The sequence below is a fragment of the Burkholderia singularis genome (genome assembly GCF_900176645.1).
GTDB lineage: Bacteria > Pseudomonadota > Gammaproteobacteria > Burkholderiales > Burkholderiaceae > Burkholderia > Burkholderia singularis.
Window position 1 is genome coordinate 1 of sequence record NZ_FXAN01000111.1, and the last position, 26,607, is coordinate 26,607.

The following is a 26,607-nucleotide window of genomic DNA, read 5'->3' on the forward strand; positions in this document are numbered from 1 at the left end:
CGCGACCGGCGCCCGGCTTCGCGCGGCACTACGTGCGGCCGCCCGTGCGCGTCGAAACGATACGCCCGGCGGCTCCCCGGCGCTTGCCCCGAAAAACGGCGGCTCAAACCGGCCAGCTGATCTCGAAACGCGCTCCGGACAAAATGACCGGATCGACCACGGCAACACGCCCGTTGTGCGCATGCAGCACCTGCTGCGTGATCGCAAGACCAAGGCCGTAGCCGGCCGTATGGCGATCGAGCCGCACGAACGCATCGAAGATCCGTTCGCGCTCCGCGTCAGGCACGCCCGGCCCGTCGTCCTCGACATAGATCTCGATGTTGCCGTGGCGCATCCGCAGCCCGGCCACGATGCGCGCGTGCGCGTACTTGCTCGCGTTACGCAGCAGATTGCGCGCCGCATACGACATCAGCCGCTTATCCATCCTCACGCGCACATTCCTGCCCAGCTCGATGCGCGATTCGATCACCTTGTCCGGATACAACAGCGCGGCATCGCCGACCTGCTTGTCGAACCATGCGCCCAGCGCGGTTTGCTCGAGATTGGACTGCAACGAGCTGTATTCGAGCCGTGCGTAGGTCAAGCTCATGTCGATCAATTCGTCGAGTTCGGTCACGTCCTGCTCGATGCTCGCGATCGCGTTCTCATACTCAGCCGCCGACCCCGGTTCGCGCAGGCTTTCGAGCGCAAAACGCACGCGCGCGAGCGGCGTGCGCAATTCGTGCGAAATGCCGTTCGTCAGATCGCGCTGCGCGGCAATCAGGCGCTCCATGCGCATCGCGAGCGCGTTGAGCGTGCGCGCGAGCGGTCCGATGATCACGCTGCGCGATTCGCGCGCCCGCGTGTTGAAGCGCCCGCCCGTGAAATCGATCGCGCGCTCGCGCACCATCACGAGATCCGACCACACCGGCCGCATCCAGCGATAAGCGGCGAACGCGGGCAGACCCAGCACCGCCGCGATCACCGGCCATTCGCCGCCCGGCAGCGCATCGAACGCGTGCCAGAGCGTGCGCGGCGTCAGCGCCGCGCACAGCGCGGCGACCGTCACGCCGACCGTCAGCAGCACGAGGCCGGCGAGATGCAAATAGGTGCGCAAATACAGGCGCGACCAGCTCGGAATCCGGTCCGCGCGCGTGTCCGTCCACGAGCGGCGGAAATGCAGCCAGCGCCATTTGCAATACCGAAGCGGCGAAAGCCGCGGCGCTGCCGCGTGGTTCGGGTTCATCGTCGGATTTCGACGCACGGCTACTCCCACGCGCTCTTGCTGAACTGATAGCCCTTGCCGCGGATCGTCTTGATCCGCTGCGGATTGCCCGCGTCGTCGTTCAGCTTGCGCCGCAGCTTCGAGATCCGGCCGTCGATGGTCCGGTCGAGCCCGTCGAACTCGACGCCGCGCAATTGCAGCATCAAATCGTCGCGGCTCACGACTTCGCCCGCATGGCAGACCAGCACCCACAGCAGATCGAATTCCGCCGACGTCAAATCGGGCGTCGTGCCGTCCGGCAGGCTGGCCGTGCGGCTCGCACGGTCGATGGTGAACTTGCCGAACGCATAGCGTTCCGGCTGGACCCCGCCTTCGGGCAGCCGCGCCGGCGCGCGGCGCAGTTGCGCCTTGATCCGCGCCAGCAGGATGCGCGGCTCGACCGGCTTATGCACATAGTCGTCCGCGCCGAATTCGAGGCCGAGCAATTCGTCGAACGGCTCGTCGCGGGCCGTCACCATGATGATGATCCCGCTGTAAAACTCGCGCGCCTCGCGACAGATTTCGAAACCGTCCTTGCCGGGCAGATTCACGTCGAGAATCACGAGATCCGGGCGCGTGCTCAGGATCGCATCGACGGCATCGTTGCCGTTCAACACGGTGTCGACGACGTAATCGTTTTTACGCAGGTAGCCTGCGATCAGCGTGGACAGACGGTTATCGTCTTCGACGAGAAGAATCCTGAAAGGCATGAGATTTTGTAAGATTCTGAAACAATCCGAATGATACTGCTTACGCGGGCCGCCGAACGGCGGCAATCGGGCAACGCGGAAAGTGTTGCCAAGACACCCGCGGGCTCGGTACGGCTGCTCGGCAAAGCACGGCTACCGTTTGAATGGCGTTACGCCAAACGCTGCCTGCAACGGGCTGGGGAATCAGTGCTGTCGAAAACAAAGCATACTCCGTCGTCTCTCACGAATATAGCTTGACAATGAAGCAAAATCATACGGAAAAACACCTGATCATCGCCGGCAGCACACCAAATTTCATTATTATTTTTTTGCAATACGATTCATCAAATCGACTAAACGAACACCACGGCAATTAACCTTATAGCCGGTTCGATTCTTATCCGCCGGCGCGGCTGCCTGTTACGGCCAACCCATTCGCCCGCGATATCGCACTTCGATTCGGCCAATACATGGCGGCCTCGGCGGCGCGGCAGCGTCTTTGCGGCGTCACGCACCAGACCGCCGTCGGGCACGAGTGAAGGCGCCGCCCAGCCGAGAACTTTCGCACGTTCAAAACGGCATTTATTACGCCCGGCACTTAAACAAATTCACCGCCACATTTAATTAATTAAAAATAAATCATATTACATCGAACATACCAAACCGCATCATCTCTTTCGCCATTAATCCCCTGATTCCGAGGAACTCACTTATTCGATTCAAGTCCATCGAATCATTCCGGGCAGAAAAAACTCGCGCCGAATGGCGAATCACATCGAGATCGCGATCCGCTGCCCAAACACGTTCGCCCGCCAACTTTTCCGCAAACGTCAGGAGATTCAGAATTGACGATATCCCGCATTCGGCAGGCGCTCGTGCGCACCGCCATCGCCATTGCCTGTCTGTGCGCGAACGCGTCGTTTGCCGCGCTGCAACCGATCGACGAAGCGCCGATTGCGCGGCATGTCGACGAAACCTGCCGGATCAACGCCGATACGAGCACCGACTGCACTTGCGTCACGCGGCTGACGATCCTGAGGCCGGTCGGCCGCGATCTGCTGTCCCGGCTGGACTTCGACTACCGTGAAAACGACCGCTTCGAACTGAAGGATGCGGCCGTGATCGATCCGCACGGGCATCGCACGCCGCTTGCCGCGTCGCAAATCGACACGCGCACGGCGCCGAATCCGGCGGAGGGTTTTTTGCGCGACAAGCAAACATCAGTCGCCTTTCCCGACTTGCGCGTCGGCAGCACAATCGCGTACACGACGATCCGGCACACCGCCGCCCTGCCGCTTGCGAAGCAATTTCACGAGGTGCTGGCGTTCCCGCCAACGCCCGTGCGCACCGACCATTTTCGCGTCGAATACCAGGCCGATCGGCCTATCGTCTGGCGCAGCGAAGCGGCCGGCGATTTTCGCATCGCGACGTCAGACGGCAGCAAACGGCTCGTCATCACTCAGATACAGCCCCGATATCTGAACATCGTCAACGAAGAGTACGGCGAGCTGCGCCAAATACCGCGCATCGAGTTGGCGAGCAGCCTGAGCGCACAGGCGCATTTCGGCGCATATGCGAAGCGCTACAACGAGATCGTCGCCGCACCGCTGCCGCGCGGCGCGGCAAGCGCGGTCGACGCCGCACGGCGTGAGCCGGCGGCGCAACGGGTTGCCGCGCTGATGCACTATATCGACACGCATTACCGCTATCTCGGCGACTGGCGCGCGTGCGATCGCGGCTATATCCCATTCGAACTGGCGCAAATCGAAGCGCACGGCTACGGGGATTGCAAGGATCTTGCGGTTCTGCTCGCCGCGATGCTCGACAAAAGCGGAATCGACGCGCGAATCGTGTGGGTTCACGCGGGCTCGTTTGCGCCGCCGCTGTTGATCCCCGGCACGCAGGCGCCGAACCACGCGATCGTGCGCGCGAGCGTCGACGGCCGCACCTGGTGGCTCGACCCGACCCAGCCGAACGCCCTGCCCGGCCGCACGCCGGCGCAGCTACAGGAACGCTGGGCGCTCGTCGTCGAAAAAAACGGCGACGTGCGCCGCGAACACATCCCGGCCGAAGCGCCGATCGTCACCGTCGACGCGACGGTGAACCAGCAGCTGCGCCCCGACGGCAGCGCGGTTGTATCGGGACACGCGTATCTGGACAGTCGAGAGCTGCTGGATCTCATGCGCACCGACCGCCACGACGGCGTGCGCGCCGGCGACCAGCAAATCTGCAAACGCCTGCTCAACGAGCAGGAGAAGGGAACGTGCGAAATCGTGCGGCCGCGCAGCGACGAAGCGCGAAACGGGCGTTATCGAATCGACATGAAAGGCATCGATCTGCGCGCGCTCGAAGCACCGTCCGGTCAGAACGGTCCGCGCGTATACGATGCCGCACAAAGCTTGCGCCGGCTATGGGACCGCTTCGCCGACTATCGGCACGCGGGCGATGCGGGCGATCTGTATTTGAATGACCCGTTCACCTTCAAGCTCCACGTGCGGCTGACCGGCGCGAAGGCGGCACAGCCGCTTGCAGCGTGCGCGGTGCATTCGCCGTGGTACGACCTGGAGGTCGCGCCGGAGCCATCGGACAACGCGATCGCCTACCGCGAACAGATCGTCCAGAAAGTTCGTTGGCTCAGTCATGCCGACTTGACCAGCGACGCGTTCGGCCGCTTTCTCGACGACGCACGGCGCTGCACGAACACGCTGCGTCAGGCTGTCGAGTTCTGACGTGCGCCGCAAGCCGGCATAGCGGAGAAGGAGCGGCCCGCACGCGCCGCATTCGCGCGGTATTTACCGCAAGCGCCATGAGACCATCGCTCGGCCAAACGCTCGAGCCGAGCGCTTATTCCGCCGCGCACTTAAACGCGCGGAAGAAATCGGCGCCCTCCTGAAAAGCAGGTACGATCACGCTCTCGAAAGGGGTTGCGCCTTGTATGCACGCGTAGCCCGTCCCAGCCCCGAGCATGGCGGGACGGCGCGGCGCCGCCTCTGTAACATACGATGTTTTCAGCACGCTACACCGAATTGAATTACCAACCGATACTCGAACGCATCCGCGCCGAACTCACGCCCTGGATTGGCACAGGCCGGGTTGCCGACTACATTCCCGAACTCGCGAAGGTGCCCGCCGAGCGCTTCGGGATGGCGGTCGTCACGCTCGCCGGCGATATTTTCACGATCGGCGACGCGCACGAGCGTTTCTCGATCCAGAGCATCTCGAAGCTCTTCGCGTGCACGCTTGCGTTCAAGTTGCTCGGCGACGAACTGTGGCAGCGCGTCGGCCGCGAGCCGTCTGGCACCGCGTTCAATTCGCTCGTGCAGCTCGAAAGCGAACGCGGCAAGCCGCGCAATCCGTTCATCAACGCGGGCGCGCTCGTCGTCACCGACGTGCTGTGCCGCCGCTTCGTGCGCGCCGAGACGGCGCTCGTCGAGTTCATCCGGCGTCTGACCGGCATCGCGGATATCGACTACGACGCGCGCGTCGCGCTATCCGAGCAGCAGCACGCCGAGCGCAACCGCGCCATGGCGCATTTCATCGCGAGCTTCGGCAACATGCAGATGCCGCCGGACACCGTGATCGACGCGTATTGCCGTCAATGCGCGATCACGATGAGTTGCGTCGAACTCGCCCAAGCCGCGCTTTTTCTCGCGAACGGCGGCATCGCCCCCGCGACGGGCGAGTCCATCCTCGATCCGAGTTCGGCCAAACGCTTGTCGGCGCTCATGCTGACATGCGGCACCTACGACGCCGCGGGCGACTTCGTCTATCGCGTCGGCCTGCCGGCGAAAAGCGGCGTGGGCGGCGGAATCGTCGCGGTGCTGCCGGGCGAGATGGCCGCCTGCGTCTGGTCGCCGGGGCTCGATCCGAACGGCAACTCGCTTGCCGGCGTGCTCGCGCTCGAATGGTTGACGACCTACTCGGGGCGATCGATTTTCTGACGCGGCATGGGCCGTGCCGGCGCAGGCCTGCGCCGGCACGAAGCCAACGTGCGGCCCGGCTCGTTTTATTTCGCGATATAGATGCCAGTCGTCGGACACGTGCCTTGCGTGCCGGCGTCCGTCACGAGCGACGTCGGACTCGGAAACTGCGCGGTCGCATTGGTTCGCACGGCAATCCAAGCCTCGGTGAAATAGCTGACGTAGTTGGACTTCGTGCACTTCAGCGACACTGCGGCGCGCGCGCCGGTGCCGAACGCGCCATCGAACGCGCTCAACAGTTGCTCGCGCGTCACGCTCTTGCCCGCGTTCGTTTGCAGGAACGTGTTGAACGACGTGGTCGCGAGGCGGCTGATCATCCCGCTCGCGTCGTTCCAGTACGCGTCGGCCGACGAATACTGCGCGCAAGTGCCGTGCTTGTACCACTCGTGCTTGTCGAGGCACGACGCGACACCCGGCATGTACGTCGACAGCGTGCTCAACGTCGCTGCGCTGACCGGGTACTTGTCCATGCTGCACCATTGATGCGCATTGTCGAGATCGATCTCGTTCTGCGGCACGCCGCAATAGAACGGCTGGCTAGTGCTGTCGTAGTTGTTCGGCCAAAGGCCGTGCAACGACAGATTCGTCGACGCATATGAACCCGACAGCGTATTGCATTCGGTCGCGCTGTGCGTTGCGCAAAAGCCCGGTTCCCAGGATGAGGCGAGCAACAGATAGTCATACGCGTGAGCGGGAGTGCAAGTCGATGCGACAGCCAGCGCGCACGCGGCGCGAGCGAATGGACGGAACATGGGCGACCCTCTGGAGAATAAGCGCGACGGCCGCACAACCGGCGCCGCGACGTTGATATTCGTAAGCAACTGCCGGGTCTATTGTGCTCATATCAATATTTCAACACGATGACTTTTTTCAGACAATACGCCCGCCGGCCCGCGCGCGCCTGTCCGGCGGGCCGGCTCGCAGATCGCGGCTCGCCGCCATGCCGGCTGCGCCCGCACGCAACCGGCGCACGGCGCTGCGGCGGCTCACGCGGGCTGGGCTTCGCGCCGCCGTTCCAGCTCGCGCACGAGCGGCAACACGCGCTTGCCGAAATACTCGACTTCTTCGAGATAGTGGAGAAACCCGCCCAGCACGAGATCGACGCCGATCGACTTCAGCGCGACGATGCGTTCGGCGATTTGCTCGGGCGTGCCAATCAAGTTGGTCTTGAAACCGTCGTTGTACTGAACGAGATCGGCGAACTTCGAATCCGACCACATTCCGCGCCCTTCCGGCGCGGCCTTTCCGGCCTGCTTGACCGCGTGACCGAACGCATTGACCGCATCGACGTCCGCATGACGAACGATCTCGTCCAGCACCTCGCGCGCCTCGAATTCGGTGTCGCGCGCGATGATGAACGCATTTACGCCGAACTTCACGTGCCGCCCCTGCTCGGCCGCCGCCGCGCGAATTTCCTCGATCTGCTCGCGGTGCCCCTCGAGCGTATTGCCGTTCATGAAATACCAGTCTGACACCGCTGCCGCCATGCGGCGCGCGGCCGCCGAATTGCCGCCCTGGAAAATTTCCGGATGCGGCTGCTGCAGCGGTTTAGGTTTCAGCGTGTAATCGTTGAAGCGGTAGAAATCCCCCTTGAACGTGAAGCGATCCTGCGTCCATATGCCCTTGACCGCGCGGATGAATTCCTCGGAGCGGCGATAGCGCTCGTCATGCTCGAGCCACGGCTCGCCGAGCGCGGTGAATTCGCCCTTGAACCAGCCGCTGACGACGTTGATCGCAACGCGTCCTTGGTTTAACTGATCGATCGTCGCGAGCTGCTTCGCGACGACTGCCGGATGCCACGGCCCCGGCAGGATCGCGGCAATCACTTTCAAACGCTCGGTGGCAGCGAGCAGCGCATGGCTGAACGCGACAGATTCATGCTGATACTCGGCGCCGTAGCCGGCGGTAAAGCGGATTTGCGACAATGCGTAATCAAAGCCGTTGCGCTCGGCAAGCTGCGCCAGGCGGCGGTTGTAATCGATATCCCAACTCGTGCGCTGCTCGATCTTGCTGACGACGAGACCACCGCTGACGTTAGGCACCCAGTAGGCGAACTTGAGTTGTTCCCGCTCGCGACTCATCGGTTCGTTCCTCTCATCTGATCATCAAATTCAGGATGTCGGCGGCACTTGGCCAGCCGGTCGGAAGGCGCCCTCGCATGCGCTGCTCGTCACGCAGCGTCTGTCTCGCCGCATCGTAGGGGGACGCTCGCCGATCGGCCAACCAATGAATTCGACTATCGATGTCCGGTGCGCGTTGATAAGCAAATGACGCGGCGGGCTGTCCGCCATGCGGACGCGGGTGGATCGACGGGAGCTGCGACCGTCATTTCGGCATCCGATTGAAACGCCGAGCGGCGGGCGTTGCGTCGATGCCCGCCGAATCGGCCGGTAGACTACGGCTGCGGGGAGAACTCGCGAACGGTGCCGTTCTCCAGCCGATACGCGCGATCCGCGATCTTCAGCATCGAACGGTGATGCGTGATGACGATGAGCGTCGGCACGCGCTCGCGAATGCGGGCGAATATCCGCGCTTCGCGCGCGGCGTCGAGCGACGACGTCGGTTCGTCGAAAATCACCACCGACGGGCGCCGGGCCAACGCGCGCCCCAATGCGATGCGCTGGCGCTCGCCGCCGGACAGCGCCCTGCCCTGTATCCCGAGCGGCCGATCGAGCGCATCGCCGCCGCTGCCGCGCTCAAGCGAATCCAGCTCCAGCAGATCGACCAGTTCGCGCAGCGCCGAATCCGGCGGCGGCTCGTCGCAGCCGTAGACGAGATTGTCCCGCAGCGTTCCGGTCAGGATCAGCGGGGATTGCGGCGCGACGGCCACTTCGCGCGAAATGTCGGCAATCGCCATGTCGCGCACGTTCGCGCCGTACAACGTCACCATGCCCCGTTCAGGCTGCGTCAGCCCGAGCATCAGATTCGCCAGACTGGATTTCCCGCCGCCCGACGGCCCCATCAGAACGACCAGTTCCTGCCGCCCGATCCTCATGTTCACGTCGCGCAGTATCGTGCGCCCGCCGGACGTCACGTCGACATGCTCGAGAACGTAGACATCGGAGGCGGACCGGTCGAACGACGCATTTGCGCTTTCCCGCTCCAGCGGCAATTCGAGCAGGCCGAAGCCGTCGCGCAACGCGATATGGTTGCGCCGCAGATCCGAGAGCGACGCGGCGAGACTCGTGAACGGCAACGTCAGCGCGACGATGTAGCCGACGATCATCACGAAATCGCCAACCTGGAACGCATGGCGCGCCGCCTGCATCGCCGCGGCAACGGTGAAGGCGGTGAGCAGCAGCCCGGTGCACGCGGCCTGCGCGGCGAGCAGCACGGACAGCCGCGCATTGCCGCGGGATACCTTGCCCACGTAGACATCGAGCACGTTGCGCAGCGCCGCGTCTTCCCGCGCATACGCATGATTGAGCTTGATGTCGAGCATGAAATTCAGTTTCTCGACGAGATGGCTGGACAGCAGATCGGACGCGCTGAATATCTCCGTATGCGCGTGCTTGCTCTGCTTCGCAATCGCCCAGGTCACCGCAAAGAGCACGAGCATCGCTCCGACGAACGCGAATGCGAACGCACCGCTCGTCACGCGCCACAGTACGGCCCCGGACAGCAGCAACTGAAACGCGGTCGGCACGATGACCCAGAACACCGCGAACGTGATCGCGCTGAACGCATCGCGGCCGCGCGCGACGACCGACACGAGCGCGCCAGGATCGGTCTCGATCAGGCGCGCGTAATCGACCCGGATCAGCCGTGCATAAACCGCCTGTTGAAATGCCGCGTCGCATCGCGCGAGCAAGGCCGCGGAATAGATGTTCTTCAGCCATTCGCCGGCGTGCGCGGCGGTCCACGTCAATCCATACGCGAGCGCAAGAATCACCGCCAACGCCGGATACCGGTGCGCGTCGGCAATCGACAGCGCATTGGTTGCCTGCCTCAGCAAATACGGCACCAGCGTGTACAGCGCGGAGATGCCCGCCATCAGGAGCGTCGCCAGCACGAAATGCGCGGCGAGCCTCGGATATCGGCTCGCCGTGATCCGGTAGGCAGTGGCGTAATCGTTAAACAATTCCAGCACGAATGGCATTGAATCCCTCGTCAGACCGCGAACGCCGCTCGCGGGCGTCGACCCGCTCGCTTCCGAACCACGGGCGGGCTCGCCGTGCCCCGCATCAGGCCGAGCCTGCCAGGCCGCGCACGAACATCTCGATCGAATAAATGCGGGTGATCTCCACCATGCCGACCGGATAGCCCAACGCCGCCCGCTTGATCAGCTTGGCCATGCCGTCCGGGTCGACAAGCCCGCGGGCCGCGCACCATCCGCCCGCGCACGTCTCGCGCACATGAGCGTGATAGGCTTTGATGCCCGCGAGCGCCGAGTGCATGATATCGCCCTTGTCGGTTCGCCAGAGATTCGGCAAGCCGGAGGCGGCGAAGACCGATCGACGCACGGGCAGCCGGCTGTGATCCGCGGAAAACATGTCTTCGATAGGCGAGCGCAACGCATGTTCGATGACCGGCTGCGACAGGAACGGCATGACCGGGCGACGGCTTCCCGCTCCGATGTGGACGAGCCCGTCTTCGAGACTCGCGCCCAGGATCGCAATTTGATAGCGCCTGCCCGGCTTCAACCGGAGCGACGCGTGACGCAGGACGTCATGGTACAGGCCGATGGTCGGCGGCTTCACGCCGCTTGGCACGACAGATGTCATCGCCGGCTGAACGGCCGGCTCGCCGAAGAATTTCGTCGTCTCCCGCCACGCTTGCGCGAGCACCGTCCAGATCGGCAGCCGGTATTGAATCGCGAGATCCCGCAACGCGCCCGCGACGCGCGCGGCGCGCAAGCCCGTTACGGCGTCGACGACCGCGCTGAATGGCGGCGGTGCGAGATACAACGAATCGCCGCCGTGCCCGTTCAACATCACCCCGCCGCCGTCCGCCAGGCCGCTCTGCGCGAAACCGGCGTCGTGAGCAAGGAAGCAGAGCCGGGTGCCTGGCCTCGGCACCGCTGGCGGACGCTCGAACGGTGTAAACGGCAAGCGTGCGAGCAATGGATAAGTTTGGTGCTCGATCCCGCAATGCTCGGCCACGGCCCGTGCAATCGACACTTCGTTCGACGACGCGCGCGCAGGATCGAAATGCGTGACCGCCACCGTCCGCCGATGTAATTCCGTGCGTTTCAGTCCCACCGCAAGCGACGTCGAATCGATACCGCCCGACAGTTCGAGAAAAATCTTCGACTCGCCATCGAGCATCGAGCGCTGCACCATCGTCAGCACATCGATGAAATCCCGGCTGGCATGACGCCGATGCCAGTTCCACGGCGACCATGCTCGCCGAAGCTCGGGAGGCCGATCGCGTTTCCAGCGCATCGCGAACCCTGGCGGCAACAGAGAAATGCCTTGCCAACCGGTTTGCGTCGGCTCGCCGCAGCCATACGCCGCGTACTGACTGAGATAATGCGCATCCGGCTCCTGCGGCAAGCCCGCCAGCGTGATCAATTCACTGATCGTATCGCCGACGTGCATCGCTCCGTCGGCCGCCTGATGGTAGAAAACCGGGCACTGACCGCACGGGTCCATCAGGATCAGAAAATCATCCGAGCGCTTGTCATAGATGATGAGCGAATAGTCACCCCAATACCGCCGGCTCACGTCCTCGTAATCGGTCAGCGCCGCGCGCACGACGTCAGCCGCGGCCGCCCGGGCGCCGTCGCCGTGCGCAAACAGCCGCCCGTTGGCGACCCATGCCGCCCGCGCGTCCTCCCCGAACGTCACGGCCTGCCCGCGAGCTGAATCCGTCGTGGCAAACACGGCGACACAACCGGCCTCGGTCGCCCATACGCGCTCGTGCGCCAGCCGGGACGCGGGCTCCTGCCGCATTGAGGGTTGCAATACCGCATAGGCCATGATGAGCGCGCCGTCGAATCAACCGGTTTCGAGAATGACCGCAAGCTGGTCTCGTAACGTGGGCTCGTCTCCCACTACCTCACGATCCAGCTCCGCCCATGCATGGGCATAGAACGGGTGATTCTGCACACCGACGACCAGACGGAGATCATGGCCATACCGGAAGCCGAGCAAAACCAGCGTCGTTGCCCATTCCAGGCACTTGGTCTTTTTGGGATACAGCATGCAGGCCGCATTGAGCGACCGGATCGGGACATCGACACGCAGCGCGGCGCGCGGGCGGCGCGCCTGCCTCGCCCGCTCAATCATGCGCGTCAACCCGATCATCCGTTCGGTGTTCGCGCAACGATGCACCGCATGGAGTGTCGCGAGCGCGCGTGCGACGACCAAGCCATTCGAAAACGAGACGTCGCGCCGCAGGATCGCCCAGCAATTCAACGACACGCCGGAATACGTCCGACGGGCTCCGTTGCTGATCGCTTCGAACGCGGACCGATGAATCGGCAATCCGACGTTGTCGTCCGCCGCCGCGCCGGATTGATCATTTTCACGCGCCAAAATAGCATCGACGCGTCTTTTCAATTCTCTCGATTGTGCTTCCGAAAATACCGTATAAATATCGCCCGTCATATCGAGACTGATAAGCTGACCTTCGAACCAGACAAAACGGGTATTATCATTCATATATTAATTACCCGCCCCGAATAACGGAGCGGGAAAGAATCAAACGACGATCGGTTTAAAGCTTATAAACGAATCGGTTGATCTCAAGGATAGACCCACCTGCCGCTCCCTGCGTGGCTTCCGTCGCATTCACCGTTTCGATTTCCTCGAAATCCACGACTTCAACAACATCTTGCTTCTGTTCCATTTCATTTCTCCTTAGTGCGGAAATATCCGCGATATGAGACGAATCGGAATAACGAACCTCTTTATTGAAGTTCGCCGGATCAATATACAGGATTCATCTCGATGTAATGATAGAGTAAACATTCTAACAAACACATTACTATATAATTTCCCAACCAAAATGAGATATATCAATTAGACCGTCAAACTCCATCGGCAATACCCATCGGCAGCCGGCGCGCCCTTTCCGGTCGAGCTTGCGCTGCCTGTAGCCCTCTGGCTTTCCAAGGTCATCCTATGAGACAAAAGCGCTTGTTCCCTAAATCCATGCGATGGTGGCTCATCGTCCTGACCGTGGCGCTACATGCGTGCGGCGATCAGGATCGCGGCGCATTCTCCGATCAATCGGCGGCGTCTGCGCAATCGGCGTCGCAACCGGCCGCCGATCGCCCGCTCATCGATGAGCGCGAATACTCGAATCGCGGCGACGCAGCGCTGCCCGACGCATCCGAAGCGGCGGCAGTGACCCATCGTCAGATCGAACTCGACGGCCGCACGCTTCGATATACGGCAACCACGGGGCATTTGACCGCCGCCGTCGATTCCGGCAAGCGCGCGTCGATGTTCTACGTCGCCTACACAGTCGACGATCGCGCCCGCTCCAAACGCCCCGTGACGTTCCTGTTCAATGGCGGCCCCGTCACCGCGAGCGTCTGGCTGCATCTGGGCAGTTGGGGGCCCAAGCGCATCGCCGCCGAAGCGCGCGGCACGAACGCGCTCCGCCCAACGTTGATCGATTCGGACGACAGCCTGCTCGACCAGAGCGACCTGGTGTTCGTCGATGCAGTCGGCACCGGCTACTCGCAAGCCATCGCGCCGAGCGTCAACCGCGATTTCTGGGGCGTGGACCAGGATGCGGCGGCATTTCACGGTTTCATCCTGCACTACATCGAGGTCAATCGCCGCGAGGCATCGCCGATCTATCTCTACGGGGAGTCATACGGCGGCATCCGCGCGGCCGTGCTGGCCAATCTGCTGGCGACGTCCGGCGCGACGCTGGGCGGCGTGGTGCTGAATTCGCCGATCCTCAACTTCAACACCGCATGCGATCTCGGCGCGCCGGATTGCACCGGCTTCATCCCCAGCTATGCCGCCGTGTCGACGCATCATCGCGTGTCGAACAAGCCCGATGCGATGCCGGCCGCCGACTACGCGCGGCAGGCCGGCCGCTTCGCCGTCGACATCTATCGCCCGGCGCTGCTCGACTACCTCCGGCGCGGCGCCGCCCCGTCCGCCGTGTTGCTCGCCGATCTGGCGGGATACACCGGGATTGCGCCGGCAGAGTGGGCCCGCCATCTGAACATGACGCCGGACCTCTACGTCACCCGCGTCAGGCCCGGTTACGTCATCGATATCAACGACGGACGCAACAGCGCGCCAGCCGGAAGCGACTGGCAAGATCCATATCGCGATGCGCTCGAAGCCGGCATTCATGCGCTGTTGCCGGACTTTCTCGGCTATCGCGCCCGCTCGGCCTATTCGATGGGCGCGGGCGACGCCTGGACATGGGAACACGACGGTTTGCCGTTGCCCGACGCGATACCCGATCTCGCATCGGCGCTTGCGCAGAGCCCCGGCATGCAAGTCGTGGCGTTGAACGGGTATCACGATCTGAATTGCCCGTTTCTCCAGACCGAGCTGGAGCTGGAGCGAGTCGGCTATGCGCATCGCGTCCGGTCGCATACGTTCGCCGGAGGACATATGACCTACTTGACCGAAGCGTCGCGCCAGCCGATGAGGCAGGCGCTGCGCGACCTCTATCGCCAAGCCGGAGATCGCTCATGAACAAGCCGCATCGCCCGACACACCCGCGCGCCGCACTGCTTGGCGACGTCCGCCGGGAAAGCCCGCCGATGCGCCGGCGCGGCCTCGCCGCCGGCCTGATTCACGCGTGGGCGCTCCTGTTGTGCGCAGCCTCGGCTTGCGCTCAGACAGCAAGCCCGGCGTATCCGCCGCGCGCCGCGCCGCCAAACGAAAACCCCGAGCGCATCCGCATTCCCCGGGATGTCCGCCCGTCGACGCAGCCGCCGCTATCGGGGCCCGCGCTGCAACGGCACCTGCGCGACCGTTACAAGCAACGTTTCGACAACGCCGACACCGACGCGACCGGCCGCATCACACGGGATCAGGCACGCCGCGCCGGCTGGGGCTACGTCGTCAATCATTTCGACGAGATCGACGCGGCCCAAACCGGCTACGTCACGTTCGACGACATCCTGCATTTCATGCAACGCGGCGGCGCGCGCCTGTGAGCGCATCGGCGAGCGCGCCTACGGCCGCGCCGGCCGCTCGTCGAACGGATGGCGTGACGCGCCGCGCCGCCCGCCCACGGCCCCAAGCCGCGGCGGCGCCCCGTTGTAACGAACTGTCGAAATATTGAGGAAATTTGTCGCCGCATTGAACCGCGTCCCGCTTCCCCTATTCCAATGACCGGTTTGCATTTTCATTACAATCGCCTGCCTACCTTCGCCACACGCCAGTTTTCAGTTTCCGATGAAAAAACTCCTACGCCGCCGGGCCGTCGCGGTCACGAGCGTTATCGTGCTGGTCGCGCTTGCCGTGCTCTACCAGCACTTTTTCGCCAAGAGCCGGGATCCGCAATACCTCACCGCGACAGTCGCCCGCGCCGACCTCGAGAACGCCGTGCTCGCGACCGGCACGCTGCAGGCATCCAAGCAGGTCGACGTGGGCGCGCAGGTGTCCGGCCAATTGAAATCGCTGAAAGTCAAACTCGGCGACAACGTGAAGAAAGGCCAATGGCTTGCCGAGATCGACCCGGTGATTTCGCAAAACGAACTGCGCCAGGCCGAAGCGAACGTCGACAACCTGAGCGCGCAAAAACGCTCGACCGCCGCGCAACTGATGCAAGCAGAACTCGCGTTCAAGCGCCAGCAGCAGATGCTGTCCGACGATGCGACGGCACGCCAGGATTACGAGGCGGCGGTGGCGACGCTCAACGTGCAGCGCGCGAACCTGGCCGCGTTCGACGCGCAGATTCGCGAGGCGCGGATCAAGATCGAGACCGCGCGCGCGAACCTCGGCTATACGCGCATCGTCGCGCCGATCGACGGTGAAGTGGTCGCGATCGTCACCCAGGAAGGCCAGACCGTGATCGCGCAGCAGCAGGCGCCGGTGATTCTGAAGCTCGCCGAACTCGACACGATGACCGTCAAGGCGCAGGTGTCGGAAGCGGACGTGATCCGCATCCATGCGGGCCAAACCGCTTATTTCACGATCCTCGGCGAGCCCGACAAGCGCTACTACGGCAAGCTGCGCGCGATCGAGCCCGCGCCGCAGAATTTCCTCGACATGCAAGGCGGCGCGGGCGGCATGGGCGGCGGATCGTCGAAGCCGAACACCGCCGTGTTCTACAACGCACTGTTCGACGTGCCGAATCCCGGCCATCGGCTGCGGATCTCGATGACCGCGCAAGTCAACATTCTGCTCGGCACCGCGTCCAACGCGCTCTACATCCCGGTCGCGGCGCTCGGCGCGAAGGACAAGGACGGCACATACGCGGTGCGCGTGCTCGGCGCCGACAACAAGGTGGCGACGCGCAAGATCCGCGCCGGCATCAACAACAACGTCAAGGTCGAGGTGCTTGCAGGCCTGCGCGAAGGCGAGCGCGTGATTCTTGGCGACGCGAGCGAACCGGCGGGCGCGGCCGCGGCGGCCTCGGGTGCGGAGCATTGACGATGGGCGAACCGCTATTGCAGCTCACGCGCGTCACGCGCAGCTTTCCCGCCGGCGACAAGGACGTCGTCGTGCTCGACGACGTCAATCTCACGATCGATGAAGGCGAGATCGTCGCGATCGTCGGCGCGTCGGGTTCGGGCAAATCGACGCTGATGAACATCCTCGGCTGCCTCGATCATCCGGGCTCGGGCAGCTATCGGGTGCGCGGGCACGAGACGCGCGAGCTCGAAAGCGACGAGCTTGCGCGCCTGCGCCGCGAGCACTTCGGCTTCATTTTCCAGCGCTATCATCTGCTGGCGCATCTGAGCGCAGCGGAAAACGTCGAGATGCCCGCCGTCTATGCGGGCAGCACGCATGCCGAGCGGCGCGAGCGCGCGCAGAAGCTGCTCGCGCGGCTGGGCCTGTCGGAGCGCGCCGAGCATCGGCCGAGCCAGTTGTCGGGCGGCCAGCAGCAGCGCGTGAGCATTGCGCGCGCGCTGATGAACGGCGGCGAAGTGATCCTCGCCGACGAGCCCACCGGCGCGCTCGATTCGAAAAGCGGGCAGGAAGTCATTCGCATCCTGCTCGAACTCAACGCACTCGGCCACACGGTGATCATCGTCACGCACGACGAGCATGTCGCCGCGCATGCGCGGCGCATCATCGAGATCAGCGACGGCCGGATCGTCGGCGACCGGCTCAATCCGTGCGCGCACGGCGCCGATGCCGAGCGCGGCGAGAACGGCGCCGCCGCGCTGCCGCATGCGCGCCGCCTGTCGGCAAACGTCGGCCGTTTCGCGGAAGCGTTCCGGATGGCGTGGATCGCACTCGTGTCGCATCGGCTGCGCACGCTTCTAACGATGCTCGGGATCATCATCGGCATCACGTCGGTCGTGTCGATCGTCGCGATCGGCGAAGGCGCGAAGCGCTACATGCTCGACGAAATTGGCAGCATCGGCACGAATACGATCAACATCTATCCGGGCAAAGACTGGGGCGACAGCCGCGCGGACACAATCCAGACGCTCGTGCCGGCCGACGCCGCCGCGCTCGCCGAGCAGATCTACGTGGACAGCGCGACGCCCGAGACAGCGCGCAACCTGCTGCTGCGCTACCGGAACATCGATGCGACCGCGCTCGTGAGCGGCGTCGGCGAGCGTTTCTTCCAAGTGCGCGGCATGAAGATGGCGCAAGGCATCGCGTTCGGGCCGCACGAAGTGCGCCGCCAGGCACAAGTGGTCGTGATCGACGAAAACACGCGACGCAAGCTGTTCGGCGCGAATCCGAACCCGCTGGGCGAAGTGATTCTGATCGACAATCTGCCGTGCGTCGTGATCGGCGTGACCGCGGAAAAAAAGAGCGCGTTCGGCGACATGAAAAACCTCAACGTATGGGTGCCGTATACGACCGCGGCCGGCCGCCTGTTCGGCCAGCGCTATCTCGACACCATCACGGTGCGCGTGCGCGACGGCCAGCCGAGCGACGCGGCCGAGAAAAGCCTGACGAAACTGATGACGCAGCGGCACGGCCGCAAGGATTTCTTCACGTACAACATGGACAGCGTCGTCAAGACCGTCGAGAAAACCGGGCAGTCGCTGACGCTGCTGCTGTCGCTGATCGCGGTAATCTCGCTCGTCGTCGGCGGCATCGGCGTGATGAACATCATGCTGGTGTCGGTGACCGAGCGCACGCGCGAAATCGGCATCCGGATGGCAGTGGGCGCGCGGCAGACCGATATCATGCAGCAGTTTCTCGTCGAGGCCGTGACCGTCTGCCTGATGGGCGGCGTGATCGGGATCGTGCTGTCGTTCGGGATGAGCTTCGTGTTCTCGCTGTTCGTCGATCAATGGAAGATGGTGTTCTCGGCCGGCTCGATCGTGTCGGCATTCGTCTGCTCGACGCTGATCGGCGTCGTGTTCGGCTTCATGCCCGCGCGCAACGCGTCGCGGCTGAATCCAATCGATGCGCTCGCGCGCGACTGACAGACGAGGTCACGACACGATGATCCGATTCCCCACCTCCCGACTCTGCACGCTCGCCTGCGCCGCCGCGCTGTCGGCCGGCTGCGCCGCGACGCGCCATGGGCCGTTGCCGGCCGTTGCGGTGCCCGCGCATTGGGCTTCACCGGATGCTTCCGGCGCGCCCGGCGCTTCCGGCACCGAAGCCCCGCTCACGCCACCTATTCCAGCTCGCTCCGCGGCCGCGGCCGCACCCGCGGCTTCTATTCCGCCCGCCGTGCAGCCGGCCTCGCCCTGGGGCGCCTCCCAATCCCTTGCCGCAACCGGGGCAGCCGGCGCGCCTGGCGCACCAGCCGCTTCGGCCGCTTCGGCCGCGATCGTTTCGAATGCCCCCGCGACGAAGCCCGCCACCTCGCCTTCGGACGCCCCGCAAACGACTTCGGCAGCGCCGCCGCCCGTTTCCGCCGCATCAACCGCCGCTACAGCGGCGAACTGGTGGCGCAGCTTCGGCGATCCGGTGCTCGAGCAACTAATCGACGACGCACTGCGCACCAACAACGATCTCGCCGCCGCTGCGATCCGCGTCTATCGCGCGCGCCTGCAAGCCGGGCTTGCCGACACGAACCTGACGCCGAACGTGACGCTCGGCGCAACGGGCGGCGTGTCGCGCACGCTCGACACGCATCAGATGGGCCGCTCGAGCGGCCTCGCCGGCACGCTGAACTACGAACTCGACTTGTGGGGCAGGCTCGCCGCGCTGCGCGATGCCGCGCGCTGGGAGGCCGATGCGACAGCAGCCGATCGCGATGCGGCGAGGCTGTCCCTGATCGGCACGACGGCCGCGCTGTATTGGCAGATCGGCTATCTGAACCAGCAAATCGCGTTGGCTGACGCGAACATCGCCTATGCCGAGCGCACGCTCGCGCTCGTGCGCTCGCGTCACGCTGCCGGCGCGGTTTCGGGACTCGACGTCGCGCAGGCGGAACAGAGTTTGTCCGCGCAACGGGCCGCGCAAACACAGCTCGTCCAGCAGCGCACCGAAAATCGCCACGCGCTTGCGATCCTGTTCGACCGCCCGCCGCAAGCACCGGCGGCCGAACTCGCCGCCCTGCCCGACGCTCCCCTGCCCACGGTCCCGGCCGGCCTGCCGGCCGAGCTGCTCGGCCGTCGCCCCGATCTGCGCGCCGCCGAACTGCGTCTGCGCGAATCGCTCGCGAACGTCGACGCCACGCGCACGAGCTTCTATCCAACGTTTACGCTGACAGGCAACGTCGGCACGTCGAGCACAAGCCTCGAACGGGTGCTCGCGAACCCGATCGCGACGCTCGGGCTCGGACTCGCGCTGCCGTTCATCCAGTGGAACACCATGCAGTTGCAGATCAAGGTGTCGCAGACGCAATACGAGGAAGCCGTCGTCAATTTCCGTCAGAAGTTGTACACCGCGTTGAGCGAGGTCGAGAACGCGCTGTCCGCGCGCGTGCAGCTCGATCGGCAAGCGCAGCAGCGCACGCTGTCGCTCGCGCAGGCGCAACGGGCGGAAACGCTCGCCCGCATACGCTTCGAGGCAGGCGCGACGGGCGTGCAGCCGTGGCTCGACCAACAGCAGCGGCTGCGCGACGCGCAGAGCGCGGCCGCGCTGAATCGGCTGGACCGGCTCAACAATCAGATGAACTTGTACAAGGCGCTCGGCGGCGCAGCAGGTTGAGGCGAGCGATGTGGGCCGGCTCGCAAAGGCGCGGGCCGCCGGCGTCCGATGCCCGATCGCCGCCGTCCGCGGCACACTCGCCGGCGCCGCGCCACACGCCCGCCGGCGCCAGCCACCGGCCGTGAGCGCGTCAATCTCCGCCGCACGCGCGTTGGCCGCCCGGCACGCCGCCGCCCACCGCCCGCCACCGCGCCGGCGCGAACACCGCCAGGCTCGCCACCGCGAGTAGCACGGCACACACCGCGCCGTACATCATCACCCAGCCGAACCCATGCACCAGCGCCGCATGCAACGCGAGGCCCGACGGATCGGCCGCGGCGAGCGCCGGCACGACGTCGCCCGCCGAGCCACCGTGGCCCGACGCAATCTGCTGCGCGACGCGCCGCAACGCCGCCACGTCGAGTTCGGCCGGCAGACGCGCCGACAAGCCCGACACGATGCCCGCGACAAGCACGAACCCCATGATCGCGATGTTCAGCGCGAGCGAGATCATCCGCGCGCTCATATCGATCGCCGAGGCCATGCCGGCGCGCTCGTTCGATACCGCTCCCGTCGCTGTATTCGTGACCGGCGTATTGGTCATGCCCAGCCCGATGCCCGCGATCATGCAGCCAGGCAGCATCGTCAGCCAGTCCGGATGCGCCGCCGCGCTGCCCAAGCGCATCAACGCGAAACCGGCGGCAATCGTCAGCAAGCCGCCCGGAATCGCGACGCCCGGCCCGTAGCGCAACGCCAGCCGCTCGCCGAGCGGCGGCACGACGAGCGTGGGCAGCGTATAGGCGAGCAACGCGCAACCGGCCGTCACGCTGCCGTAGCCGAGCCCGATCTGGAAATAGATCGGCAGATAAATCATGAAAGGCCAGAAGCTGAAGTTCATTCCCATCGATCCGAACAGCGCACCCGAGAACGTGCGGTTGCGGAACACCGAGAAATCGAACATCGGCCGCTCGCTCACGCGCTCGGCGACGACGAACGCCGCGAGCGCAGCCATCGTCGCGGCGAGCACGCCGAGCCCGGCCGGGCTCGTCGCGCCAAGCTCGCCGCTTTGCGTGATGTAGTAGGCCAGGCCGAACACCGCGAGCGACAATGTGACGATGCCCGCGACGTCGAGCCGGCCGGCATGCGGATCGCGCGACTCCCGCACCGCACCGAAAATCAGCACGAGCGCGACGATCGCAAGCGGCGCGTGAACGAGAAACACCCACTGCCAACTCGACAGCGCGACGATCGCCCCGCCGATGATCGGCCCGAAGCCCAGCCCGATACCGAACACGCACCCCCAGATACCGAACGCGCGGCTGCGCTCGCGCCCGTCCTGAAATTGATGCGACAACACCGCGATCTGGCAGATCAGCATCGCGCCGCCGCTCGCGCCTTGCAGCAAGCGGCCGGCAATCAGCACCGGCACGCTTTGCGCCAGACCGCAAACGAGCGACGTCGCGCCGAACAGCACCGTGCCGATGACGTAGACCCGCTTGCGGCCGAACCGGTCGGCGAGCGTGCCGGTTGCCATCAATACGGTCGTGCAGGCGATCGTGTACGCGTTCATGATCCACTGCATGCCGTTGAAATCGCCATGCAGCACACGCTCGAGCACCGGCAGAATCACCGGCACGCTCGAAATCTCTAGGCCGAACATCAACGATGTCAGGCAAACGGCCGCCAATGCGACCGCGTTTCGGGACGAATGGGACAGGGGCATCGATATCGCGACGGCGCCCGGCACGCGAACGCCGTCGAACCTCCAGATTCGGGATCGGAAAAATGCGCCGCGCGCGATACCGCAGGCGGGCACCAGAAGTCAGTAATATAAGAGGAATATTTATCGCCATTGATTCGTTTTATTCGCCTTAATGGGGCCTTACAGGAACTAATAAAGGACGGCCGACACCATGATCACGGACAAGCTCGACGGCATCGCAACCTTCGTGCAAGTCGTCGAATCCGGCAGCTTCGCGCTGGCGGCCGAGCGGTTGCACATCACGCGCTCGGCGGTCGGCAAGACGATCGCCCGCCTCGAAAAGCGGCTCGGCGTCAGACTGCTGCACCGCACGACGCGCAGCCAAAGCCTGACCGACGACGGCCACGCGTATTACGACCGCTGCGTGCGCGCGCTCGCCGAACTCGAAGCGGCGCAGAACGACCTCGACAGCGGCCGGCGTGAGCCGCGCGGACGCCTGCGCGTGAGCGCGCCGCTCGCGTTCGGCCATCACTGCGTCGCGCCCGTGCTGCTGGAGCTGGCGCGCGCGCATGCGCAGTTGGAAATCGATCTGTCGATCTCGGACCGCGCTGTCGATCTGGTCGAAGAGGGCTTCGACCTCGCGGTCCGGATCGGCCGGCTGCGCGACAGCACAAGCCTCGTCGCGCGACGCCTCGGCACCCAATACGGCAGCCTCGGCGCCGCGCCGTCATATGTCGCGCGCTACGGACGGCCCGAGAGTATCGACGCGCTGTCCGGGCATCAGACGATCGCCTATTCGCGCGGCGGCGTGCCGATGCCGTGGGATCTGCGCGACGTGAACGGCAGCGTGGTGCGAGTCGAGACCCGGCATCAATTGAGTTTCGACGACGTGCCGGCGATCGCGGCGGCCGCCGTCGCCGGTTTCGGGATTGCGTGGCTGCCGAGCTGGTTGCTCGCGGATTACGTCAAGCGTGGCGAGCTGATCGCGCTCATGGACCGTTGCTTCGTGCCCGAGCAGGAAATTCATGTGATCTGGCAACAAACGCGTTACCTGCCGCTCAAGATGCGCTGCGCGATCGACGCACTCGCCACCGCGATTCCGCCGATGCTCGGCGAATGATGCGTGAATGCCGCGCGGAAGGCCGGCGGGCGGGCAAGCGCCGTGTGGCCACCGGACGCGCCGCCGCTCGCCAGCCGCGGATCGCGGCCGATTCCGCCGCCCGTCGTCCCGAGCGGCGCTGTTGCCGCAGCGGCGATCCGGCAGTCGAGGGAGTCGTCGAAGAATTCGCTTGGCAAGATCCTACACCCTCGAATATATTTTCCTACGCCCTTGAAGGAATATCATGCTGGAACGAACCCGAGCCGCCCATTTGGGGCCACATCGTAGGCGTCCGCAAGTATTGGACGCCGCATTGCGCATCGCGCTCAGCCGGGGGCTGGCGAACGTGTCGATGGAAGCAGTCGCGCAGGCACTCGGCGTCACCCGCCCGGTGGTTTATGCGTGCTACCCGTCGCGGGAAGACTTAATCCGCGCGTTGCTCGAGCGCGAAGAAAAGCGTCTGTTCGACGGCGTGCTGTCGGCGTTGCCGCGTGAGCCGCAATTCGGCGAACCAAAGCAATGGATGACGGCCGGATTCCAGGCGCTGCTGAAAGTCGTGGCCGAGCACGGCGATTCATGGCGGCTCGTGCTCGCCGCGGATAGCGACTGTGACGCCATTGCCCGCTACGGCCAGGCACGCCAACGCGTCGCGCAGCACGTGGGCGCGTTGATGGGCCCAATGCTGAAGCAGGCCGGCGTCAAACAGGTTGATAAGAAACTACCGGTTTTGGTGGAGCTGTTCATGTCGCTCGGAGACGGCGCTGTGCGCGCGATGCTCCAGAACGAACAGCAATGGACGGCCGAGGCGCTCGGCGAATATGTGGGCCGGGTCGTCCTGGGCGGATTCATGAAAGCTTGATATCCGCTTTGGATGTCGATTTCGAGATCGATGGGAGCATTCGATGAAATTATTTAAGAATACTAATCATAATGGCGAACTTCGGCACGAAGACTACGGATTCTTCGGCCCGGATTCTCCGACTTGGCGCGTTTGGGCCTACCCCACCGCGCTAACCATCGGCTTTCAGCGCTCCGTCGTGGTCGAGGAACTCGATCCGTTTCTGCTGGCGGCGGTCAATTCGCGACGCGGCATCTATACGAACCCCAAACTACGCTACGATCGGACCATCCGGTATTTTGCGACGGTCGCGCTCGGCGACACCCGCAGCGCACTCGACGCATCGGAAATGCTGGTCAAGGTGCATGCGAAAGCCGTCGGCATCGAGCCCGTCAGCGGCAAGCGGTTCGATGCAAACGACCCGGATTCGCAACTCTGGATACTGCTCACCGGTTGGCATTCCGTATTGATCGCCTATGAGCGTTTCGGTCCCGGCAAGTTGTCCGCGGCCGACGAAGCGCGCTATTGGGAGGAATGCGCGATCGCGGCCGAATTGCAGACGTGTTCGCCTTGTGCGGTGCCGCGCACGCGTGAAGGCATTCGCCACTACTTTGCTGCGATGCGCCCGCGGCTCGCCGCCTCCGAACGCACGCAATCGACGATGCGGTATCTGCTCGACGGCAGCCGCATCACGATCAACGCCGATACGCCGCGCATCGCGCGCCCGCTGCTCAAACTCGCCGCCTGGGGCATGCGTGCCGCAACGCTATCGACGATGCCCGCCTACATGCGCGAGCTTGCAGGCATTCGCCAGCCTCGCTGGGTCGGCCCCGTCATCACGCCGGCCGTGCGGCTTGCGATGAAGCTGCTGTCGTTGCGGCGTGCGGCGCTCGCGCTCGTCGACGCGATCACGCCATCCACCCACCCAGTCATCGAGCCGGTGTTACGCGGCATCCCGCCTGTACGCGCTGAAACATTGACGCCGGCACAGGCACGCGCCCGGGATGGCCGGATCAGCCCGACGCAAATGTATCGGCAAATTCTGAAGCGCCAGATGAACGATAGCCCCGGGAACCATGCGGCGCCGGCGCCCAGGTAGTACACCGTACAGACAAAACGCGGCGAAAGGTTAGATTGGGTTAAATAAGATTCCGCTCCTGACGAAAACCAAGGAGACATACCTGCATGGAGAGAGTCTGGCTGAAATCGTATCCGCCCGGCGTACCGGCCGACGTGGATCTTTCCCGCTATGCATCGCTCGTCGAGCTGCTCGAGACGAGCTTTCGCGACTATCGCGAACGCAACGCATTCATCTGCATGGGTAAGGCGATCACCTATGGCGAGCTGGACGCGCTGTCGCGCAAGCTCGGCGCTTGGTTTCAATCGTGCGGACTCGCGCCGGGCGCTCGGGTGGCAATCATGATGCCGAACGTGCTGCAATACCCGGTGACGATCGCGGCCGCGTTGCGCGCCGGTTATATAGTCGTCAACGTCAATCCGCTCTATACGCCGCGCGAACTGGAACACCAGCTCAAGGACAGCGGTGCGCAAGCGATCGTGATTCTCGAGAACTTCGCGGCCACACTGCAAGCGGTGATCGCCAGAACATCGGTCACGCACGTCGTCGTCGCGGCGATGGGCGATCTGTTGGGCGCGAAAGGCATGCTCGTCAATTACGCGGTGCGTCGCATGAAGAAAATGGTGCCGGCGTGGCACCTGCCCTCGTTTACGCGCTTCAACGCGGCGCTCGCCCAAGGTGCCAGACGCAGCCTCAAGCCGGCCAAGCCGAAGCCGGACGACGTCGCGTTCCTGCAATACACGGGCGGCACGACCGGCGTATCGAAAGGCGCGACGCTGCTGCACCGGAACATCGTCGCCAACGTATTGCAGTCCGAAGCATGGCGCGAGCCGATCGCGGCGAAATGGCCGAAGGAAGAAGCGCCGATTACCGCGGTGGCGCTGCCGCTCTATCACATCTTCGCACTGACCGTATGCGGCTTCCTGTCGATTCACATGGGCGGCACCGGTATCCTGATTCCGAATCCGCGCGACATCGCGGGCATGATTCGCGCACTGAAGGGCTATCCGATCACCGCGTTTCCGGCGGTCAACACGCTCTATAACGCCATGCTTCATCATCCGGATTTCGGTCAGCTCGATTTATCGAAACTGCAAATCGCGAACGGCGGCGGCATGGCCATTCAGGAAAGCGTCGCGAAGCACTGGAAGGAAAGAACGCGCGTGCCGATCATCGAGGGCTACGGGCTGTCGGAGACGTCGCCTACCGCCACCTGCAATCCGGTCACGGCAACCGAATACAGCGGCACGGTCGGCCTGCCGTTGCCGTCGACCGAAATCGCGATCCGCGACGATGCGGGCGCCGACGTCGCGCTCGGCCAGCCCGGCGAAATCTGCGTTCGCGGCCCGCAGGTGATGGCGGGTTACTGGAATCGGCCGGACGAAACCGCGAAGGTCATGACGGCGGACGGTTTTTTCAAAACGGGCGATATCGGCGTGATGAATGAGCGCGGCTACGTGAAGATCGTCGACCGGAAAAAGGACATGATTCTCGTATCGGGCTTCAACGTGTATCCGAACGAGGTGGAGGATGTGGTCGCGTCGCATCCGGGCGTGTTCGAAGTAGCGGCCGTCGGTGTGCCCGACGAGCATTCGGGCGAAGCGGTGAAGCTGTTCGTCGTGAAAAAGGACCCGGCGCTCACGGACAACGAAATTCTCGCTTACTGCAAGGAGCGCCTGACCGGCTACAAGCGGCCCAAATACGTCGAATTCCGCACCGAGCTGCCCAAAAGCAACGTCGGCAAGATTCTGCGCCGCGAACTCCGCGGCGCCGCGCGCTGACCCGCACGGCGCAGCCCCGCACGGACAAAGCCGGATCGTGCGAACCGGAG

General features: G+C 64.3%; 22 protein-coding genes. 12 read left to right on the forward strand and 10 right to left on the reverse strand.

Going from position 1 to position 26,607, the window contains the following annotated elements; genetic code table 11:
• Nucleotides 1–103: 103 nt before the first annotated feature.
• Together BSIN_RS22870 and BSIN_RS22875 are read right to left on the reverse strand one after the other, a co-directional pair.
• The gene (locus BSIN_RS22870) at nucleotides 104–1,225 is read right to left on the reverse strand and encodes an ATP-binding protein (protein ID WP_089342112.1); all 1,122 of its coding nucleotides are present in this window, start codon (nucleotides 1,223–1,225) and stop codon (nucleotides 104–106) included.
• 20 nt (nucleotides 1,226–1,245) lie between these two features.
• On the reverse strand, nucleotides 1,246–1,953 hold the full coding sequence (locus BSIN_RS22875; RefSeq protein WP_059514733.1) for a response regulator: 708 nt from the start codon (nucleotides 1,951–1,953) through the stop codon (nucleotides 1,246–1,248).
• A 143-nt stretch (nucleotides 1,954–2,096) separates the two neighbouring features.
• Here BSIN_RS22875 and BSIN_RS25645 point away from each other — a divergent pair, with 143 nt between their 5' ends.
• From BSIN_RS25645 to BSIN_RS22885, 3 genes are all read left to right on the forward strand, one after another.
• On the forward strand, nucleotides 2,097–2,309 hold the full coding sequence (locus BSIN_RS25645) for a hypothetical protein (protein ID WP_143757526.1): 213 nt from the start codon (nucleotides 2,097–2,099) through the stop codon (nucleotides 2,307–2,309).
• A gap of 468 nt (nucleotides 2,310–2,777) precedes the next feature.
• A complete protein-coding gene (locus tag BSIN_RS22880; RefSeq protein ID WP_089342113.1) occupies nucleotides 2,778–4,661 on the forward strand; it encodes a DUF3857 domain-containing transglutaminase family protein in 1,884 nt (627 codons plus the stop codon).
• Nucleotides 4,662–4,958: 297 nt separating this feature from the next.
• A complete protein-coding gene (locus BSIN_RS22885) occupies nucleotides 4,959–5,873 on the forward strand; it encodes a glutaminase (protein ID WP_089342136.1) in 915 nt (304 codons plus the stop codon).
• Between the two features lie 65 nt (nucleotides 5,874–5,938).
• On the opposite strand, the gene BSIN_RS22890 is transcribed toward BSIN_RS22885, so the two are convergent.
• The 6 genes from BSIN_RS22890 to BSIN_RS26640 all read right to left on the reverse strand — a co-directional run bounded on the left by BSIN_RS22890 (nucleotide 5,939) and on the right by BSIN_RS26640 (nucleotide 12,704).
• The gene (locus BSIN_RS22890; protein WP_059514739.1) at nucleotides 5,939–6,664 is read right to left on the reverse strand and encodes a ribonuclease T2; all 726 of its coding nucleotides are present in this window, start codon (nucleotides 6,662–6,664) and stop codon (nucleotides 5,939–5,941) included.
• A 234-nt stretch (nucleotides 6,665–6,898) separates the two neighbouring features.
• Nucleotides 6,899–7,993 (reverse strand): dimethylsulfone monooxygenase SfnG, encoded by a 1,095-nt coding sequence (sfnG, locus tag BSIN_RS22895; protein WP_089342114.1) that lies wholly within the window; start codon nucleotides 7,991–7,993, stop codon nucleotides 6,899–6,901.
• Nucleotides 7,994–8,307: 314 nt separating this feature from the next.
• Nucleotides 8,308–10,011 (reverse strand): ATP-binding cassette domain-containing protein, encoded by a 1,704-nt coding sequence (locus BSIN_RS22900; protein WP_089342115.1) that lies wholly within the window; start codon nucleotides 10,009–10,011, stop codon nucleotides 8,308–8,310.
• Nucleotides 10,012–10,096: 85 nt separating this feature from the next.
• Nucleotides 10,097–11,833, reverse strand: coding sequence for an asparagine synthase-related protein (locus tag BSIN_RS22905; RefSeq protein ID WP_089342116.1), 1,737 nt, complete (start codon nucleotides 11,831–11,833; stop codon nucleotides 10,097–10,099).
• Between the two features lie 18 nt (nucleotides 11,834–11,851).
• Nucleotides 11,852–12,517, reverse strand: coding sequence for a lasso peptide biosynthesis B2 protein (locus BSIN_RS22910; RefSeq protein WP_089342117.1), 666 nt, complete (start codon nucleotides 12,515–12,517; stop codon nucleotides 11,852–11,854).
• Between the two features lie 55 nt (nucleotides 12,518–12,572).
• Complete coding sequence (locus BSIN_RS26640) at nucleotides 12,573–12,704, reverse strand: hypothetical protein (RefSeq protein WP_256583975.1); 132 nt, start codon at nucleotides 12,702–12,704, stop codon at nucleotides 12,573–12,575.
• A gap of 290 nt (nucleotides 12,705–12,994) precedes the next feature.
• Here BSIN_RS26640 and BSIN_RS22915 point away from each other — a divergent pair, with 290 nt between their 5' ends.
• From BSIN_RS22915 to macB, 4 genes are all read left to right on the forward strand, one after another.
• Nucleotides 12,995–14,527 (forward strand): S10 family serine carboxypeptidase-like protein, encoded by a 1,533-nt coding sequence (locus BSIN_RS22915; RefSeq protein ID WP_159936047.1) that lies wholly within the window; start codon nucleotides 12,995–12,997, stop codon nucleotides 14,525–14,527.
• Nucleotides 14,524–14,994 (forward strand): EF-hand domain-containing protein, encoded by a 471-nt coding sequence (locus tag BSIN_RS22920; RefSeq protein WP_089342119.1) that lies wholly within the window; start codon nucleotides 14,524–14,526, stop codon nucleotides 14,992–14,994. Before BSIN_RS22915 ends, BSIN_RS22920 begins: the two co-directional genes overlap by 4 nt.
• Before the next feature lie 241 nt (nucleotides 14,995–15,235).
• Complete coding sequence (gene macA / locus BSIN_RS22925) at nucleotides 15,236–16,435, forward strand: macrolide transporter subunit MacA (RefSeq protein WP_089342120.1); 1,200 nt, start codon at nucleotides 15,236–15,238, stop codon at nucleotides 16,433–16,435.
• A gap of 2 nt (nucleotides 16,436–16,437) precedes the next feature.
• Complete coding sequence (gene macB, locus BSIN_RS22930) at nucleotides 16,438–18,399, forward strand: macrolide ABC transporter ATP-binding protein/permease MacB (RefSeq protein ID WP_089342121.1); 1,962 nt, start codon at nucleotides 16,438–16,440, stop codon at nucleotides 18,397–18,399.
• A gap of 9 nt (nucleotides 18,400–18,408) precedes the next feature.
• Here the strand turns inward: macB and BSIN_RS25650 are convergent, their stop codons facing one another.
• Entirely contained in the window at nucleotides 18,409–18,591 is a 183-nt protein-coding gene (locus tag BSIN_RS25650) for a hypothetical protein (protein WP_143757527.1), read from the reverse strand.
• Nucleotides 18,592–18,751: 160 nt separating this feature from the next.
• Between BSIN_RS25650 and BSIN_RS22935 the strand changes: the two genes are divergently transcribed.
• Nucleotides 18,752–20,080, forward strand: coding sequence for an efflux transporter outer membrane subunit (locus BSIN_RS22935; RefSeq protein WP_089342137.1), 1,329 nt, complete (start codon nucleotides 18,752–18,754; stop codon nucleotides 20,078–20,080).
• 130 nt (nucleotides 20,081–20,210) lie between these two features.
• Here the strand turns inward: BSIN_RS22935 and BSIN_RS22940 are convergent, their stop codons facing one another.
• Nucleotides 20,211–21,782 (reverse strand): MFS transporter, encoded by a 1,572-nt coding sequence (locus BSIN_RS22940; RefSeq protein WP_089342138.1) that lies wholly within the window; start codon nucleotides 21,780–21,782, stop codon nucleotides 20,211–20,213.
• Between the two features lie 193 nt (nucleotides 21,783–21,975).
• Here BSIN_RS22940 and BSIN_RS22945 point away from each other — a divergent pair, with 193 nt between their 5' ends.
• From BSIN_RS22945 to BSIN_RS22965, 4 genes are all read left to right on the forward strand, one after another.
• Nucleotides 21,976–22,881 carry a LysR family transcriptional regulator gene (locus BSIN_RS22945; RefSeq protein WP_089342139.1) on the forward strand — a complete coding sequence of 302 codons (906 nt, stop codon included), beginning with the start codon at nucleotides 21,976–21,978 and terminating at the stop codon, nucleotides 22,879–22,881.
• Between the two features lie 280 nt (nucleotides 22,882–23,161).
• Nucleotides 23,162–23,719 (forward strand): TetR/AcrR family transcriptional regulator, encoded by a 558-nt coding sequence (locus BSIN_RS22955; RefSeq protein ID WP_218192444.1) that lies wholly within the window; start codon nucleotides 23,162–23,164, stop codon nucleotides 23,717–23,719.
• A gap of 43 nt (nucleotides 23,720–23,762) precedes the next feature.
• Nucleotides 23,763–24,797: an oxygenase MpaB family protein gene (locus BSIN_RS22960; RefSeq protein ID WP_089342124.1), complete on the forward strand. Its 1,035-nt coding sequence runs from the start codon at nucleotides 23,763–23,765 to the stop codon at nucleotides 24,795–24,797.
• A gap of 86 nt (nucleotides 24,798–24,883) precedes the next feature.
• The gene (locus BSIN_RS22965; RefSeq protein ID WP_089342125.1) at nucleotides 24,884–26,557 is read left to right on the forward strand and encodes a long-chain fatty acid--CoA ligase; all 1,674 of its coding nucleotides are present in this window, start codon (nucleotides 24,884–24,886) and stop codon (nucleotides 26,555–26,557) included.
• Nucleotides 26,558–26,607: the final 50 nt, after the last annotated feature.